This is a genomic window from Martelella alba, assembly GCF_006516955.1.
In the GTDB taxonomy this organism is placed as follows: Bacteria; Pseudomonadota; Alphaproteobacteria; order Rhizobiales; family Rhizobiaceae; genus Martelella; species Martelella alba.
In genome coordinates, this window is sequence record NZ_VHLG01000005.1 from 65,212 (window position 1) to 80,145 (window position 14,934).

The 14,934-nt window shown below is 60.2% G+C and carries 13 protein-coding genes and 1 pseudogene; 7 read left to right on the forward strand and 7 right to left on the reverse strand.

All coding sequences use genetic code 11. From position 1 onward, the window contains the following. The first annotated feature begins 129 nt into the window (after positions 1-129). From ileS to FJU08_RS11200, 3 genes are all read left to right on the forward strand, one after another. Entirely contained in the window at positions 130-3,033 is a 2,904-nt protein-coding gene (gene ileS / locus FJU08_RS11190) for an isoleucine--tRNA ligase (RefSeq protein ID WP_141149101.1), read from the forward strand. Positions 3,034-3,220: 187 nt separating this feature from the next. Beyond that, entirely contained in the window at positions 3,221-3,898 is a 678-nt protein-coding gene (locus tag FJU08_RS11195) for a hypothetical protein (protein WP_181409816.1), read from the forward strand. A 19-nt stretch (positions 3,899-3,917) separates the two neighbouring features. Continuing rightward, positions 3,918-4,403 (forward strand): GNAT family N-acetyltransferase, encoded by a 486-nt coding sequence (locus FJU08_RS11200; RefSeq protein ID WP_141149102.1) that lies wholly within the window; start codon positions 3,918-3,920, stop codon positions 4,401-4,403. 10 nt (positions 4,404-4,413) lie between these two features. On the opposite strand, the gene FJU08_RS11205 is transcribed toward FJU08_RS11200, so the two are convergent. Beyond that, positions 4,414-4,863, reverse strand: coding sequence for a nucleoside deaminase (locus tag FJU08_RS11205; RefSeq protein WP_235890661.1), 450 nt, complete (start codon positions 4,861-4,863; stop codon positions 4,414-4,416). 70 nt (positions 4,864-4,933) lie between these two features. Between FJU08_RS11205 and FJU08_RS11210 the strand changes: the two are divergent. Together FJU08_RS11210 and rsmD are read left to right on the forward strand one after the other, a co-directional pair. Continuing rightward, a pseudogene (locus tag FJU08_RS11210) lies at positions 4,934-6,409 on the forward strand (pseudouridine synthase); the annotation flags it as partial. A gap of 2 nt (positions 6,410-6,411) precedes the next feature. Further along, positions 6,412-6,981 (forward strand): 16S rRNA (guanine(966)-N(2))-methyltransferase RsmD, encoded by a 570-nt coding sequence (gene rsmD, locus FJU08_RS11215; protein ID WP_141149104.1) that lies wholly within the window; start codon positions 6,412-6,414, stop codon positions 6,979-6,981. Between the two features lie 55 nt (positions 6,982-7,036). On the opposite strand, the gene FJU08_RS11220 is transcribed toward rsmD, so the two are convergent. The 6 genes from FJU08_RS11220 to hemP form a co-directional block, all read right to left on the reverse strand. Continuing rightward, positions 7,037-8,377 carry an anthrax toxin-like adenylyl cyclase domain-containing protein gene (locus FJU08_RS11220; RefSeq protein ID WP_181409817.1) on the reverse strand — a complete coding sequence of 447 codons (1,341 nt, stop codon included), beginning with the start codon at positions 8,375-8,377 and terminating at the stop codon, positions 7,037-7,039. Between the two features lie 172 nt (positions 8,378-8,549). Beyond that, a complete protein-coding gene (locus tag FJU08_RS11225) occupies positions 8,550-9,338 on the reverse strand; it encodes a heme ABC transporter ATP-binding protein (protein WP_141149106.1) in 789 nt (262 codons plus the stop codon). A 4-nt stretch (positions 9,339-9,342) separates the two neighbouring features. Then, complete coding sequence (locus tag FJU08_RS11230; RefSeq protein ID WP_141149107.1) at positions 9,343-10,440, reverse strand: FecCD family ABC transporter permease; 1,098 nt, start codon at positions 10,438-10,440, stop codon at positions 9,343-9,345. Between the two features lie 4 nt (positions 10,441-10,444). Continuing rightward, on the reverse strand, positions 10,445-11,335 hold the full coding sequence (locus FJU08_RS11235; RefSeq protein WP_181409818.1) for a heme/hemin ABC transporter substrate-binding protein: 891 nt from the start codon (positions 11,333-11,335) through the stop codon (positions 10,445-10,447). Between the two features lie 9 nt (positions 11,336-11,344). Beyond that, positions 11,345-12,424 (reverse strand): hemin-degrading factor, encoded by a 1,080-nt coding sequence (locus FJU08_RS11240; protein WP_141149108.1) that lies wholly within the window; start codon positions 12,422-12,424, stop codon positions 11,345-11,347. A gap of 10 nt (positions 12,425-12,434) precedes the next feature. Then, positions 12,435-12,605 (reverse strand): hemin uptake protein HemP, encoded by a 171-nt coding sequence (hemP, locus tag FJU08_RS11245; RefSeq protein ID WP_141149109.1) that lies wholly within the window; start codon positions 12,603-12,605, stop codon positions 12,435-12,437. 161 nt (positions 12,606-12,766) lie between these two features. Between hemP and FJU08_RS11250 the strand changes: the two genes are divergently transcribed. Further along, positions 12,767-13,204: a hypothetical protein gene (locus FJU08_RS11250; RefSeq protein ID WP_141149110.1), complete on the forward strand. Its 438-nt coding sequence runs from the start codon at positions 12,767-12,769 to the stop codon at positions 13,202-13,204. Between the two features lie 116 nt (positions 13,205-13,320). Beyond that, entirely contained in the window at positions 13,321-14,895 is a 1,575-nt protein-coding gene (locus tag FJU08_RS11255) for a TonB family protein (protein WP_141149111.1), read from the forward strand. Positions 14,896-14,934 lie beyond the last annotated feature (39 nt).

Consider the following 14,934-nt stretch of genomic DNA (forward strand, 5'->3'; position numbering starts at 1 on the left):
GCTTGAGACGAGGCGCCGGAAGGTCCGGGATTTTGGCGTTTCGCGCCGCTCGCCGCCAATGATGAAGACAGATGACCAAGCCCGTTTGCCGGGAAAGACCGGCAGCGCGGCACAATATGATGCGAAGCCATGACCGAAAAAACTGACAAGATCGACTATTCCGCCACGCTTTATCTGCCGAAAACGGATTTTCCGATGCGCGCCGGCCTGCCCAGGAAAGAGCCGGAAATCGCCGCCCGCTGGCAGGAAATGGGGCTTTATAAAAAGCTGCGTGAAGATGCGAAGGGGCGCGAGAAATTCGTGCTCCATGATGGCCCGCCCTATGCCAATGGCAAGATCCATATCGGCCACGCGCTCAACAAGATCCTCAAGGATGTGATCACCCGCTCGTTCCAGATGCGCGGCTATGATTCCAATTACGTCCCCGGCTGGGACTGCCACGGCCTGCCGATCGAATGGAAGATCGAGGAAGAAAACTACCGTTCCAAGGGCAAGGCGAAGCCTGATCTTTCAGAACCTTCGGCGATGATCGAGTTCCGTCAGGAATGCCGCGCCTATGCGTCGCACTGGATCAAGGTGCAGACGGAGGATTTCCTGCGTCTCGGTATCGAGGGCGATTTTGAAAATCCCTACACCACCATGGCCTTCCATGCCGAAGCCCGTATCGCTGGCGAATTGATGAAGATCGCGAAGTCCGGTCAGGTCTATCGCGGCTCCAAACCGGTCATGTGGTCGGTGGTTGAACGTACCGCGCTGGCGGAAGCGGAAGTCGAATATCACGAGAAGCAGTCGGACACGATCTGGGTGAAGTTTCCGGTGAGCGAAGGTCCGGCTGAGTTTATCGGTACTTCCGTCGTGATCTGGACCACTACGCCCTGGACCATTCCCGGTAATCGCGCGATCTCCTTCTCCAACCGTATTGAATACGGGCTCTACGAAATCACGGAAACGGTGAATGATTTCGGGCCGCAGCCGGGCGAGAAGCTGCTCTTTGCGAAGAACCTTGCCGAAGACTGCGCGCAGAAGGCCAAGCTGGAAATGACGCTTCTGCGCGACGTTGAAGCCTCTGAGCTTTCAGCGCTTGTCTGCGCCCATCCGCTCGCAGATCTTGGCTACACCTTCAAGGTTCCCCTCCTCGATGGTGATCATGTCACAGACGATGCCGGTACCGGTTTTGTCCACACCGCCCCCGGTCATGGCCGCGAAGACTTTGATGCCTGGATGGAACAGGCCCGCCATCTGGAAGCGCGTGGCATCTCCGCCAAGATCCCCTTCACCGTTGGTGATGATGGTTTCTACACAGAAGATGCGCCGGGCTTTGATGGCGCACGCGTCATTGATGACAATGGCAAATGGGGCGATGCCAATGAGCGGGTCATCAAGGCGCTGATCGCGGCAGACAAGCTGTTTGCCCGCGGCCGCATCAAGCATGACTATCCGCATTCCTGGCGCTCGAAGAAGCCGGTCATCTTCCGCAACACGCCGCAATGGTTTGTCTATATGGACAAGGATTTCGGTGATGGTTCGACGCTGCGTTCGCGTGCCCTGACCGCGATCGACAATACCCGCTTCGTTCCGGCTGCAGGCAAGAACCGGCTGCATGGCATGATCGAATCGCGGCCGGACTGGGTTCTGTCGCGCCAGCGCGCCTGGGGCGTGCCAATCTGCCTGTTTGCGGACAAGGCCGGTGAGATCCTGATCGACGAGGCGGTCAATGCCCGCATTCTCGAAGCCTTTGAAGCCGAAGGGGCCGATGCCTGGTTCAAGCAAGGCGCGCGTGAACGCTTCCTTGGCGACAAGGCATCGCAAGACTGGGAGATGGTCACCGATATTCTCGATGTCTGGTTCGACAGCGGTTCGACCCATTCCTTCGTGCTTGAGGACCGTCCGGATCTGAAATGGCCGGCCGATGTCTATCTGGAAGGCTCTGACCAGCATCGCGGCTGGTTCCACTCGTCGCTGCTGGAAGGCTGCGCCACCCGTGGCCGCGCGCCTTACAACGCCGTCGTCACCCATGGCTTCACCATGGATGAGCAGGGCCGCAAGCAGTCGAAGTCGCTTGGCAATCAAGTCTTCCCGCAGGACGTGATGGAAAAGTCAGGCGCCGATATTCTGCGTCTCTGGGTCATGACCACGGATTACTGGGAAGACCAGCGTCTCGGCGGCACGATCATCCAGACCAATATCGACACCTATCGCAAGCTGCGCAACACGATCCGCTGGATGCTCGGCACGCTTGCCCATGACGAGGGCGAGGAGATCGCGCTTTCCGAAATGCCCGAGCTGGAACGGCTGATGCTGCATCGTCTTGCCGAGCTCGACCAGCTGGTGCGCAAGGGCTATGACGATTTCGACTTCAAGAGGATCGCCCGTGCGCTGGCTGACTTTGCCAATATCGAATTGTCGGCCTTCTATTTCGACGTTCGCAAGGATGCGCTTTATTGCGATGCACCGTCGAGCCTGCGCCGCCGTGCAGCCCTTTGCGTTATCCGCAAGCTGTTCGATTGCCTGGTCACCTGGTTTGCGCCGATGATGCCGTTTACCACCGAGGAAGCCTGGCTCGCGCGTGATCCCTCGGCCGTTTCGGTGCATCTCGCCCAGTTCCCGGATGTGCCGTCGGCATGGCTGGATGCGGGCCTTGCCGCCAAATGGGACAAGATCCGCGATGTCCGCAAGGTCGTCACCGGTGCGCTTGAGATCGAGCGTCGTGAAAAGCGGATCGGCTCGTCGCTGGAAGCCGCCCCGACGGTCTACATCTCTGACAAGGGGCTGTTAACCGCTCTTGATGATCGTGACTTCGAGGATATCTGCATCACGTCGGCGATCAGCATTGTTGAAGGTGAGGGACCGGCTGATGCCTTCCGCCTTAGTGAGGTTTCAGGTGTGGCGGTCGTGCCGACGCTGGCCGAAGGCGTGAAATGCGCCCGGTCCTGGCGGATTACGGCGGATGTCGGGTCTGACCCGGATTATCCGGAAGTCTCGGCGCGCGATGCCGCTGCGCTGCGTGAACTTGCCGCTCTTGGTAGGTTCTGAAACACTGTAGTCAACTGACCCGCGTCGTATTCATGCGCGGCGCGGGTTTGTAATATTTACTGCCGAATTGCAGATCGGGCACAGTTGCGCTAGAAATTGTCGCGAATTTGCCGGATTCTTTCGGCAGTTACCGATCTGTAAGCTAGAGTCTAGTCGCGCCGCGGTGCTAATGTATGGTGAGAAAAAGATGCAATTGTCTTCGAATCTCGTAAAGGTTTCCGTGGCGCTGGCTGCAACAATGATGCTGACGTCCTGCCTGAAGGCACCGACCTATGGGACCGGGACCACCGCAACGACACAGCTGATGGAAGATTTGGGCGCGGCGGTGATGCTGGTGCAGCCGGACACGCCGGATATCGATTATGACAGCCGTCCGGGATTGGTTGAGCCTCCGAAAAATGCCGATACCAAGGATCTGGCGCAACCGGTTCAGTCGGCTGCAACGACCAGCAACAGCCAGTGGCTCGAATCGCCGGAGCAGCAGCGCCAGCGTCTTTATGCCGAAGCTGAAGCCCACAAGGACGATCCGTCCTATCGCTCGCCGCTTCTGACTGCGGACAATCCGCAGGCCATGAGCGAGAAGCAGCAGCTTGAAGCTTTCCGCAAGGCCCGTGCCGATGCTCAGACCATCGACATCACCCAGACCAAATATCTGATCGATCCGCCTTCGGCCTATCGTCAGCCGTCTTCGGAGGCGGCCCTGAATGATCTCGGTGAACCCGAGCGCAAGAAGGAAGCCCGCCGCAAGAAGCTGGCAGAGGGCAAGAACCCGGACAAGTGCTTCCTGTTCATGAACTGCACCTATGGATCGCAGCAATCGAATAAGGAATTCCTGGCTGGTGATGCGCCCGTCGCGGAAGAATAAGCAGGCTGGCGAGGCACTCATGGCGTTTTCGATCCGTCCGGCAATCCGGGACGATGCAGAGACCATTTTCGGCTTCGTGCGCGACCTTGCGATTTTTGAGGAAGCGCTGGACAAGGTTGAAACAACGGCGGAAGGGCTTGCCGAAGCCATTTTCGGCGCTTCATCCGTCACCGAAGCGCTGATCGGCGAAATTGACGGAAAGCCGGCTGGATTTGCTGTCTATTTCTTCAATTTTTCGACCTGGCAGGGCAAGAACGGGATCTATCTTGAAGATCTCTATGTAACGCCTGAATGTCGCGGGTCCGGGCTTGGCCGGGCATTGATGCGCAGGGTTGCCGAGATCGGTGTGGAGCGCGGTTGCGGCCGGATGGAATGGAGTGTGCTCGACTGGAATGAGAAGGCGATCCGGGTCTATGACGGCATTGGCGGTGCGCCGCAGACCGAATGGATTCGCTATCGGCTTGAAGGCGAAACGCTGAGCGCGATGGCACGCGGCGATGATTGAGCGCCGGTCTTTAGCGTCTGTCTGAGAAGAATTCCTTCAAAAGCGCTGCGGCTTCTGTTTCACTGAGTCCGGAATAGACATCCGGTGCGTGATGGCAGGTCGGCTGGCTGTAGAGCCGTCCACCATGATCGACGCCGCCGCCCTTCGGGTCCTCTGCTCCATAATACAGGCGCTCGATCCGCGAAAAGGAAATCGCAGCAGCGCACATGGCACAGGGTTCCAGTGTGACATAGAGCTGCGCGCCGGGCAGTCTTTCGCTGCCAGCGGCGGCGCAGGCCGCTCGGATCGCCTCAATCTCGGCGTGGGCCGTGGGGTCGCATTTCTCACGCGTGCGGTTGCCCGCAGCAGCGAGAACAACGCCGTCGCGGACGATGACAGCACCGATCGGCACTTCGCCTCTTTCACCCGCTGCCTTTGCCTCTGCGAGCGCAATGGCCATGAAATCGCGTCTGGCGATCATTTTCGACAAGATTCCTCTTAACCCGTGAACACCGAACTGATAGAGGATCGACATCAACAGGCAAGGCAAAATGAGCGAAAAAGACAAGTTCAAGCGTTTCGGTGGCAAGCCGGCGCAGGGTAAAGGGCGTCCCGGACCGAAAAAGCCGGCAGGTTCAGCAGCAAAACCTGCGGCTGCGGCAGCGCAATCCGATGCCGCCGGTCAGCCCGAGCGCATCTCCAAGATCCTCGCCCGCGCTGGTGTTGCCTCGCGGCGTGATGCTGAACGGATGATCCTTGAAGGCCGGGTCAGGGTCAACGGCACCGTGCTGGAAAGCCCGGCGCTGAACGCAACGCTTGCCGACCGGATTGAGGTTGACGGAGAGCCGATCCGCGGGATCGAGCGTACACGGCTGTGGATCTATCACAAGCCTGCGGGCCTTGTGACGACCAATGCCGACCCCGAAGGGCGGCCGACGGTATTCGACAATCTGCCGAAGGATCTGCCGCGGGTCATCTCGATCGGACGTCTTGACATCAATACCGAAGGTCTGCTGCTGCTCACCAATGATGGCGGTCTTGCAAGGGTGCTGGAACTGCCGTCAACAGGCTGGCTGCGCCGCTATCGTGTGCGCGCGCATGGAAGCATTGATCAGGCAGGCCTCGACAAGCTCAAGGAAGGCATTGCCGTTGATGGCGTGCTCTATGGCGCTATTGATGCGACGCTTGACCGGACCCAAGGCTCCAATGTCTGGATCACCATGGGCCTGCGCGAGGGCAAGAACCGCGAGATCAAGAATGTGCTCGGCGCGCTCGGCCTGTCCGTCAACCGGCTGATCCGTATCTCCTATGGTCCGTTCCAGCTTGGCGATATCGCCGAGGGCAACGTGCTGGAAGTGCGCGGCCGCACGCTGCGTGATCAGCTCGGCCCCCGCCTGATCGAGGATGCGGGCGCCAATTTCGATGCACCGCTTTACAGTGACCGGCCGGACAAGAATGAAGAAGAGCCGGCGCGTCCGGCTCAAACGGCTTCACGCCCTGAGCGGGCTGAACGGCCACGGCGTGACAAGCCAGCCGACAAGCGCGAGCGCGGTCGCGACCGGCTCGACACCAAGCCTGCAGAGCAGGCCGATATTCAACGCGGCCGTGTCACGAATGTCTGGATGGCGCCGGGTGCGCGTCCGCTTGGTCCCAAGGCCAAGAAAAAGGCGGAGGACAAGGCGCGTCAGGATGCCCGTCGTGATGAGCGCCGGGCCGCAGGGCGTCGCGGTGATGGCCGGCGCAGTGCAGAGGGTGATGCGACAGAAAAGCCATTTCGTCCGCGCGGGGAAAAGAAGCCGTTTGACGGTGAAAAGCGCGGTGGCAAGTCCTTTGCCGCACGCGGTGAGGGCCGGCCAGAGCGCAAGGGCGGCGACAAGCCCTTCGCCCGGGGCGACCGCAAGGAAGGCGGACGTCCATCCGGCGGCAGCAAACCCTTTGGCAAGGGACCGCGTCCGCAAGGCGGGCGGCCCTCGGGCGGTGGCAAGCCCAGAGGCGGCGCGAAGGGCGCTCCAGGAAAGGGCCGGAGCTAATGCGGATCGTCGGCGGTGATCTGCGCGGGCGTATGCTCGCGACACCGAAGAGCCAGGCGATCCGTCCAACGACGGACCGCACCCGGGAATCACTGTTCAACATTATCGCCCACGCCTATCCCGAGGCGCTTGACGACACCAACATGCTGGATCTTTTTGCCGGAACCGGCGCGATTGGGCTGGAGGCGATCTCGCGTGGCGTGCGTATGGCGGTCTTTGTGGAAAACAGTGTCGAAGGGCGCGGCCTGCTGTGGAACAATATCGATACGCTCGGTCTTCATGGCCGAACGCGTATCATGCGCCGCGATGCGACCAAGATCGGCCAGCCGGTCCAGCTTCAGCCATTTGATTTCCTGTTCGCAGATCCCCCCTATGGCAAGGGGCTGGGCGATCAGGCGCTCGATGCCGTCGACAGGGGCGGGTGGCTGAAGCCGGGTGCGCTCGTCATCGTCGAGGAAAGAGCCGGCGTTACCCTTCGGCTGTCAGCGGGTTTTCAGCCGCTTGAAACCCGCGATTTCGGCGAAACGGAAATGCATTTCTTCCGCTATCAGGATACTGCAGGCGTCTAGAACCCCTCCCGCACCGGAGGGCATTTTGCACGGGCGCTGATGGGCGTGAAACATGTCAGCTAGAAAGCGGCGCCCGTCGCCGCCCGGACTGCTCGGTAAAGCAATCCCGAAGGCTGTGAACGCGCTGTTGATCTGACGTGTCGAGTTTCCAGTTCGGGTTAACAGCGAAGTGATATCCGGCATTTTTTGCCGCGATGATAAAGTCGTTGAGATCCTTTTTGTTTTCAATCGATCCCATGACGGGAAACTTGCCGAAGCTGACTGGACTTGCATAGGTCAGGGGGAAGTTATCCGTGTCATTGGCCGCAGGGCTGAACGAGTCGGCATTGTGATGGAACACCGGTTGTTCTTCCTGTCCTACGGCCTTGTTCAGCACCGGGATGATCTCGCGGATTCTTGGCGAGGCGTTGCCGATTTCCAGATCTTCGTGGGCGTAGAACTGGCTTGGGGTTTCGATGCCGGCTTTTTCGTGTTTGAAGCTGCCGCGGCGATGCAGATAGGCCTCGTAGGAAATGTCGCGGTTCGGCACCCTGTCGGCTTCGCCGAAGTCAGCTTCATGCGGCGCGACTGCGAACAGGTCGTAGTCGGCTGTCAGACCCTTCGATTGCGGTGCTGGAGCCAAAACTTCCACGGGCTTGCCATCCAGCCGGATCTCAACCGACTGCCGCTGGTCACCCTCTTGCGGATGGGCCGTAAAGTGAAGCACTTTACCGTCAGGCGCCCGGCTGCTGATTTCCAGTACAGCCGTGTCATCCCTGGAACCATCAAACGTGATGAGGTTTGACTGTTTCAGGCTTTCCAGACGATCCCGGGAAATGACAAGTGGTACGGCGTAGGCCTCTTTCTTCTCCAGCGAGTCGGCAACCTTCTTGTTGAACGCTGTCACACGACCGGGATCGCCATTCAGCTTGCTCAGCCGCTGATCGACCGGGATGAAGGCACATTGCGGCCCCCAATTCGAGCTCTTGCCCTTGACGTGAAACCCTTTTGTCGGGTGTCCCTGGGCGATGAGCTCCTGAGCCATTTTGTCGACGGGGCGTATGGCAAGGATGGTATTGCGGTCAACTGCGACCGCGTGAACCGCCAGAAGATGCTCTGCACTTATACCTGACTGATCGGTGGCCCTCTGCGCCAGGTCGAGCTTCTGGGATTCCTGAAGGTTTTGTGCCTTCAGCGTTGCGTCGCGGCTGGCCCGGCTCTCGGCGCAGGGACGGCAGATGCTGGCTGCGGGGAGCCGGTCAAACGGGCCGAATGGCGTTGGGGACCAGCTGCGGGCCTGTCTCGTTCCGCCCGAGCTGGCGCTACTGGTTGCTGTTGCGAAGCGGGCTCCGCCTCCATCGGGCTGTGCTTGAGGTTGAGGTAGCCCGGATGTGTGTCTCGCTCGAATATTATGCATCGTCACCATCCCTATCTAAATATAGAATAGAAATAGATCGAGGTTTTCGAAGGGTCAATATCTATTGGATACCTGAACGATATTTAATATATACAATTTATATTGTTTTATTAAGTTTATATCCGGATTTTGTATATGACGGTGACTTGGTTTTGATGATCTGCGACGCGTATCACGCAGCGCTATGCGGCAGCACGAAGGGGGTCTGATCGACTGGAACACGGTTGACCGAAAGTCTTGCCCCGAAGACTTCAAACAGGGTTTCGTCCGTCAGAACGTCGGCCGGGCTTCCGGCGGCAATGATCTGGCCGTCACGCATCAAGATGATCTGATCGGCATAAAGGGCGGTCAGGTTGAGGTCATGCATCACCGCGATGACGCCGCCGCCTCTTGCGCAGAAGTCGCGTGCCAGCCGCATGATGGCGATCTGGTGAAGGATGTCGAGGCTGGCCACGGGTTCGTCAAGCATCAGCCATCTGGGCTTGCCGTGGGCAACCGGAACTTCGATCTGGCACAGGACACGTGCGAGCTGAACGCGCTGCTGCTCGCCGCCTGACAATTCCTGATAGAAGCGGCCTTCAAAGCCGGAAAGATCCACGGCCTTGAGCGCGCTCCGTATCACGCTTTCGTCACGGCCGTCCTGGCGGCGGCTCCGACCGGTAAGGCCCATGGCCAGAACCTCTGAAACGGTAAAGGGAAAGGCCAGCGCGGAAGATTGCGGCAAGACGCCACGCATCTGCGCCAATTGCCAGGCGGGCAGGCCGGAAATCTGCCTGCCATTGATGGTAATCCTGCCATCATGAGGGGCAAGGTCGCCGGCAAGGGCGCGCAGCGTTGTCGTCTTGCCGCAGCCATTGGGACCGCAAATGGCCGTCAGGGCACCCGCGCGGGCTGAAAGGCTGATCCGGTTGAGGATGGTGCGCCCACCGAGCGCGAGCGTAAGACTGTCGGCAGTAATCATGAGCTTAAAGGGCAAGCCGCGAGCGATTGCGCAGCAGGATCCAGAGGAAAAAGGGACCGCCAACGACGGCGGTAATGATGCCGATCGGCAATTCGGCAGGCGCTGCGACCGTTCGGGCGAGAAGATCAGCCATAATCAGCATGCTGCCGCCCAGAAGGGCCGATGCGGGCAGGAGATAGCGGTGGTCCGGGCCGATGACGAGGCGCAGCAGGTGGGGTACGACAATGCCGACAAAGCCAATGCCGCCGGAAACGGCGACACTGGCACCCGTGGCGGCTGCGACGGCAAGAATTGTCGTGTTCTTCAGCCTCTGCACCGAAATGCCCATGTGAAATGCGGTTGCTTCGCCAAGAGTGATGGCATTGAGGCCACGCGCCATGAAGGGCAGGATGGCAAAAGCGGTCAGAATGATCGGGGCGATGGCGAATAGTTTCGCCCAGGTCGCGCCAGCCAGCGAGCCCATGGACCAGAAGGTCAGGTCACGCAATTGCTGATCATTGGCCAGATAGACGAGAAATCCGGTCGCCGCACCGGCAAGGGCGGAAAGGGCAATGCCGGCAAGCAGCATGGTGGCAACGGATGTCTGGCCGTGGCGGGTTGCCACCTTGTAAAGGACCAGCGTGGTGGCAAGCCCGCCGGCAAAGGCGGCGAAGGGCAGGGCATAAAAGCCCATGAGACTGTAGAGCGGGGCTGCGAGCGAGCCACCCAGCACAATCATGATGACAGCGCCAAGCCCTGCGCCGGCGGATACGCCGACAAGGCCGGGATCAGCCAGCGGGTTGCGAAACAGACCCTGCATGGTGGTGCCGCAGACTGCAAGCGAAGCCCCGACCAGAAAGCCGAGGATTGCTCTTGGCAGGCGAATATCGAAAATGATGAGCCGGTCCCTGTTGCCGATGGCATTTTCGTTGCCGGTCAAAATCGCGCCCGCAACATCAAGGAGCGAGGCATCCGATGCGCCCCAGGAAACCGAGAACAGAACCGAAAGCACGGCGGCAACCACGAGAAGCGCGATGGTCGCGACAGCCAGATCTGCACGGTTGCCGGTCTGGCGGTATCGTGCGATCCGCCGCAGGCCAGGAAGCGGTTCTGTCAGCGCCATGTCGTCACGCGCCTCCGTAAACGGCAGAGGAGAGGGCCTCGATCCCGTCGGCAAAACGTGGGCCGAAGCTCATCGTGGCGATCGGGTCGACGCGGAAGATTGCGTGGTTCTCGCCCGCCGGGGTCAGTGCCAGCGCAGGCTGCGCCAGGGCATCCTCATCCGAGACGGCATGGTTGCCTTCAACGCCGCTCATCATGATGATGACGTCCGGCGCAGCCTCGATGATGGCCTCATCGGTCAGCGCCTTGTAGCCGGAGAAGCTGCCGGCCGCATTGTCGAGACCAGCCATGGTGAGAACGCCGTTGGCGGCCGTGCCGGTGCCGGACGCCATCACCTTGCCGCCGCTGAGACTGAGGATGAAGAGCGCCTTCTTGCGGCTTGCCGCCGGGCGCGCTTCATTGCGGGCGAGTATCGGATCAAGCTTGGCGGTAACGGTCCCGGCGAGTGCCTGGGCTTCTGCCTGCCTGCCGAGCAGATCGCCGATGGCGGTGATTTCGCCGACAATACCGGCACGATCATAGGTCTCCGGAATTTCGGCAAATGTCACATCGGCATGTCTGAGCACATCCAGTGTCTCTGGCGGGCCGGAACCTTCAATGGCGATGATGGCGCTTGGATCGACGGAGAGCACCCCTTCCGGGGCGAGCTGGCGCATATAGCCGATATCCGGCAGCGCCATGGCCTGCGGCGGATACATGCTGGTTGTGTCGCGGCCGACAAGCTGATCGCCGGCGCCCAATGCATAGATGATTTCAGTCACTGAACCGCCGATGGCGACGAGCCGGGAGGGATCTGCCAGCGGTTCCGCTGCCACGGGTGAGCGGGCGATGACAAGGCCGAGCATCGCAACCAAAGCAAGGCAACGGGGGGCAGGAAGGGAGAATTTGATGGGCATGTGGTTTTCCTATGCTGCTGCCGTTGCTTTCAGGCGCGGCAGCGCTTCGGCGAGATCACGCCAGGCGGGGCGCTCGGCAAAACCTTCCTGACGCTTGCCGAAGAACTGGATGATCATGTCTCCAGCGGCGTCGAAGGCCTCGATCGAGGTCACATGGCCATCGGCGGTGGGCTTGCGCACAAGGAAAGTGCGGGCGATGTGGTCGCGGCGCAGATGAAGATGGAAGGTCGGGTCCATGACATTGATCCAGGGGCCCATCTCGACGATGTTGGAAACCGGGCCGGAATGGATCTGCACGATGCCGCTATTGGCGACAAAGGCCATGATTGGCAGATCAGGCTGGGTCGCTGCACTTTTGAACATATCCGTCACCGCGGTTTCGGCCAGTTCCTCGGCAAAATCCTCGCCAACGCTTTCAAGGGCTGTCTGGCGATGCAGCTTCATGTCGGACAGCATGCCAAAAAATTGATGCGTATCGGTCATCGCCGCCCAGCGCCCGCGCAGGACTTCGACGTCAACAGCATCGGGACGGCGCTCAAAGGCACTGTCATGCGGTGTCACGTCTTCACCGGTGAAGTTGCGCGACTGGTCGTCAAGCCGGGTTTCCGCGACAAAGCTGCGATAGGCTTCAAGGTTTGAACCGGGGCGCATATGCAGTTTGAAGATGGCGGTGCCGCTCTTGTCGAAATATTGCAGGCTCAGTTTTTCGTGGCCATCCTTATCCGTCTTGGTGACGGCGAAACCATACGCCCAGCGATTGGGGAAAATGCGCAGGTCGATATTCTCGCCGAGGACGATTGATGCCCGCGCGCCCGAGCGGATGTTTTCGAAAACGCCGATCTTCTCGTGCACGGCACTGTCATTGCGCGACAGGGCCATGACTTCGCCAAAGGCTTCAGCACGGGCCAGCAGTCTTGCCGGATCGGCAATGAGCCGGGTCGCGGTAAGGCCAACTTCAGCGGCAACAAGAGCTGCCTCGCAGATGCCGAGCCGGGTCGCAGCATCGCGCTCGCGCATGGTGGGATTTTCAGCGCGGAAGGCGCGGATCTGGTCGGGCGTGGGGCGGGGAGAAGCGTTGGGATCTTGCATGGTTCTGGCCCTATTTGTTCAGGATGAGTTTGCCCTGACGGGTGATTTTCATGTGATAGTCGGCGCCCTGATGGCGGATGATGATTTCGCTGTCGCGGCCAAAAAGCGCTGTACTTTCAATGACGCGATGGCCCTCGCCGCCATTTTCAGGCAGTGTCGTGACCGTTCTGTTTTCATTCATGATGGCCGTGTCATCCTGCGGCTGTTAAACTTGACTAAAAAATGAAGCTTACATAACTTGACTCATTAAATCATATTTGTCTATCCCCGTATTGCGCCTGTTTCGGTCAGGTCATGTGGGCAGGCAGAGCGAGGTATTCGATGTCAATTTCGAGGTGGGACATGCGACAGGTCATAGCGGTTGCAACGGCAGTCAATCTTCTTGCAGGCACCGCTTTCGCAGAGGTTGAGACAACGGCTAAGACTGTGGTTCAAGCCAAGGCCGTGATCGCCCTGGAGCTCAACGCGGCCGCCACGACCGAGAAGGGCTGCAAACTGACTTTTGTTGTGGAAAATGGTCTGACAACGCCGATCACCAGCCTCAAGGCGGAAGTGGCGCTGTTCAATGCCGATGGCGTGGTCGACCGGATGACCATGCTTGATTTTCTCGATCTTCCCGTGGGAAAACGCCGCGTTCGCCAGTTTGAGCTGCCCGGCGCTCCCTGTGAGAGCCTGAGTGGATTGCTGTTGAATGATGTGAAAGTCTGTGAGGGCGGTGGCGATCAGTGTGCGGCTTTGATTGAAACCCGTTCGAAAGCGTCGATCGGCTTTGACGGCTGAGGCTTGTCGCCGCAGTGCAACACATGCGAAAGTAAGGCGCGGCGGGTGCCTGGCGCAGCCGGTCTTTCGCTGCATCCGATCCGCCCGGCGGATTTGCGTGAACCGGATGAATGTCCATGGATTTTGACAGGTCGACCTTTGCGAATGGTTTGCCCGGTGGCGTGCGTGAGCGCCAGTCGGGCGGGCCCGACCCGTCATCTGCGCTGGAGGCCGGGACGGAGGGTGAGCGGGCAAGCGATGCCGATGGCCTGCTTGACGAGGCCGTCTTTGCTCTGATCGCCAGTGCCAGAGGCAGTGGATCTGATGCCGGTGACGCGTCCGACACGGTGGGGGAGGATACCACAGCTGCGCTTGAAGAAGCGCCGCAGGATATCGATCCGCCGAGCTTACCGCGTATCGTGCCTTTGGCTAGCAGGCTTCCTGCGCGTGGCACCGTGGTGTTTGTGCTGGCCTCGGTCATTTTTCATTCGATGCTGCTGGCCATGGCGTTGAATATCGTCCGCTCGATTCCCGAAGCGCCGGTCGAGGCGGGGAGTATTTCCGTCAGCGTCGTCATGCTCGGCGATGGCAATATTGATGCCAGTGCCGCTGGCGGTGAAGATGAGATCGTCAACCCCGTCGCAGTCGAGGCGAAGCCTGTCCAGACGGCCGAGATCTCACCTGAGCCGGTGCCGGAAACTGTTGCCCCGATCGAAACGCCTGCGCCGGAAATGCCGCAGATCCCTGAACCGGCGATATCGCCGCCGCTGATGTCCGAACCGGTGACGCCTGATGTTGCCACTGTTGAACCCGTCACAGATGCGGCGGCAGCCGCAGTGCTGCCTGCGACCGAACCGGTTCAACCGGTTACCACGCCAGCAGCAGTAGAGCCAGCACCGGTAGAGCCGGTGGCGGTGACCGAAGCAGCGCCCGAACTGGCGCCGCTCGTTCCCGATGTTCTCGCTGTTGCTCCGAGCGTTGCTGCGCCCGACGATGCGGTGCCGCCAGCTCCAGCTCCAGCTCCCCCGCCACAGCCGAAGACGGCCACCGCCGAAACGCCAGCGGCAGAACCGACAAAACCGGTTGAAACAGAAGTGCTCCAGCCCGTTCAGCCGGCAGAAGCGGCGGCAATTACGGCCGAAGTGCCGGATGATGTTGCGATGGCGGATGCCCTGCCGCTGCCCGATGCGCCGCCAACACCCACGCCGTCGCCGCGCAAAAATGCGCCTGAGCCGCAAAAGCGGGTTACAAAACCCACCAGACAGGCGGCGCAGCCAAAGCCACAAACCGCCAGCCGCGGCAATGGTGGCCAGGCTGAAGCCGATGCTCGCCGCGGTGTTGCTACCGGTGAAAAGAATGGCAAGGCTGCTGATGCGGCGCGTCAGAGTGCTGACGCATCCGGTGCCGGACAGGCGGCACGCTCCAATTATGAAGGCAGGATCCAGAGACGTCTTGCCCGTGCCATTTCGCCGTCGCGCTATTATTCAAGGATCGGCGAGCAGCTCAAGGCAACCGTTGCGCTGCGCATCGTGCTTGATCGCTCAGGCCGTGTTGACAGCATCCGGCTGACACGAGGCTCCGGCAATAGTGAGATTGATGGCATTGTGCTGCAGCGTGCCGGGCGTGCCGGGCCGTTTCCGGCCTTTCCCACCGGGGCCTATTCCGGCAACAGCAAAGGTTTTACCATGTCGGTCAATCTGGATCTCAGGTGATTTTCCGGATCTGACCGCGTCAGTCTGAAGGGAGTGAGA

Bases quoted from the DNA above. Each gene is read 5' to 3' on its own strand.
- ileS (WP_141149101.1), top strand. From the start codon at position 130: ATGACCGAAAAAACTGACAAGATCGACTATTCCGCCACGCTTTATCTG.
- FJU08_RS11195 (WP_181409816.1), top strand. From the start codon at position 3,221: ATGCAATTGTCTTCGAATCTCGTAAAGGTTTCCGTGGCGCTGGCTGCA.
- FJU08_RS11200 (WP_141149102.1), top strand. From the start codon at position 3,918: ATGGCGTTTTCGATCCGTCCGGCAATCCGGGACGATGCAGAGACCATT.
- FJU08_RS11205 (WP_235890661.1), bottom strand. From the start codon at position 4,863: ATGATCGCCAGACGCGATTTCATGGCCATTGCGCTCGCAGAGGCAAAG.
- rsmD (WP_141149104.1), top strand. From the start codon at position 6,412: ATGCGGATCGTCGGCGGTGATCTGCGCGGGCGTATGCTCGCGACACCG.
- FJU08_RS11220 (WP_181409817.1), bottom strand. From the start codon at position 8,377: ATGCATAATATTCGAGCGAGACACACATCCGGGCTACCTCAACCTCAA.
- FJU08_RS11225 (WP_141149106.1), bottom strand. From the start codon at position 9,338: ATGATTACTGCCGACAGTCTTACGCTCGCGCTCGGTGGGCGCACCATC.
- FJU08_RS11230 (WP_141149107.1), bottom strand. From the start codon at position 10,440: ATGGCGCTGACAGAACCGCTTCCTGGCCTGCGGCGGATCGCACGATAC.
- FJU08_RS11235 (WP_181409818.1), bottom strand. From the start codon at position 11,335: ATGCCCATCAAATTCTCCCTTCCTGCCCCCCGTTGCCTTGCTTTGGTT.
- FJU08_RS11240 (WP_141149108.1), bottom strand. From the start codon at position 12,424: ATGCAAGATCCCAACGCTTCTCCCCGCCCCACGCCCGACCAGATCCGC.
- hemP (WP_141149109.1), bottom strand. From the start codon at position 12,605: ATGAATGAAAACAGAACGGTCACGACACTGCCTGAAAATGGCGGCGAG.
- FJU08_RS11250 (WP_141149110.1), top strand. From the start codon at position 12,767: ATGCGACAGGTCATAGCGGTTGCAACGGCAGTCAATCTTCTTGCAGGC.
- FJU08_RS11255 (WP_141149111.1), top strand. From the start codon at position 13,321: ATGGATTTTGACAGGTCGACCTTTGCGAATGGTTTGCCCGGTGGCGTG.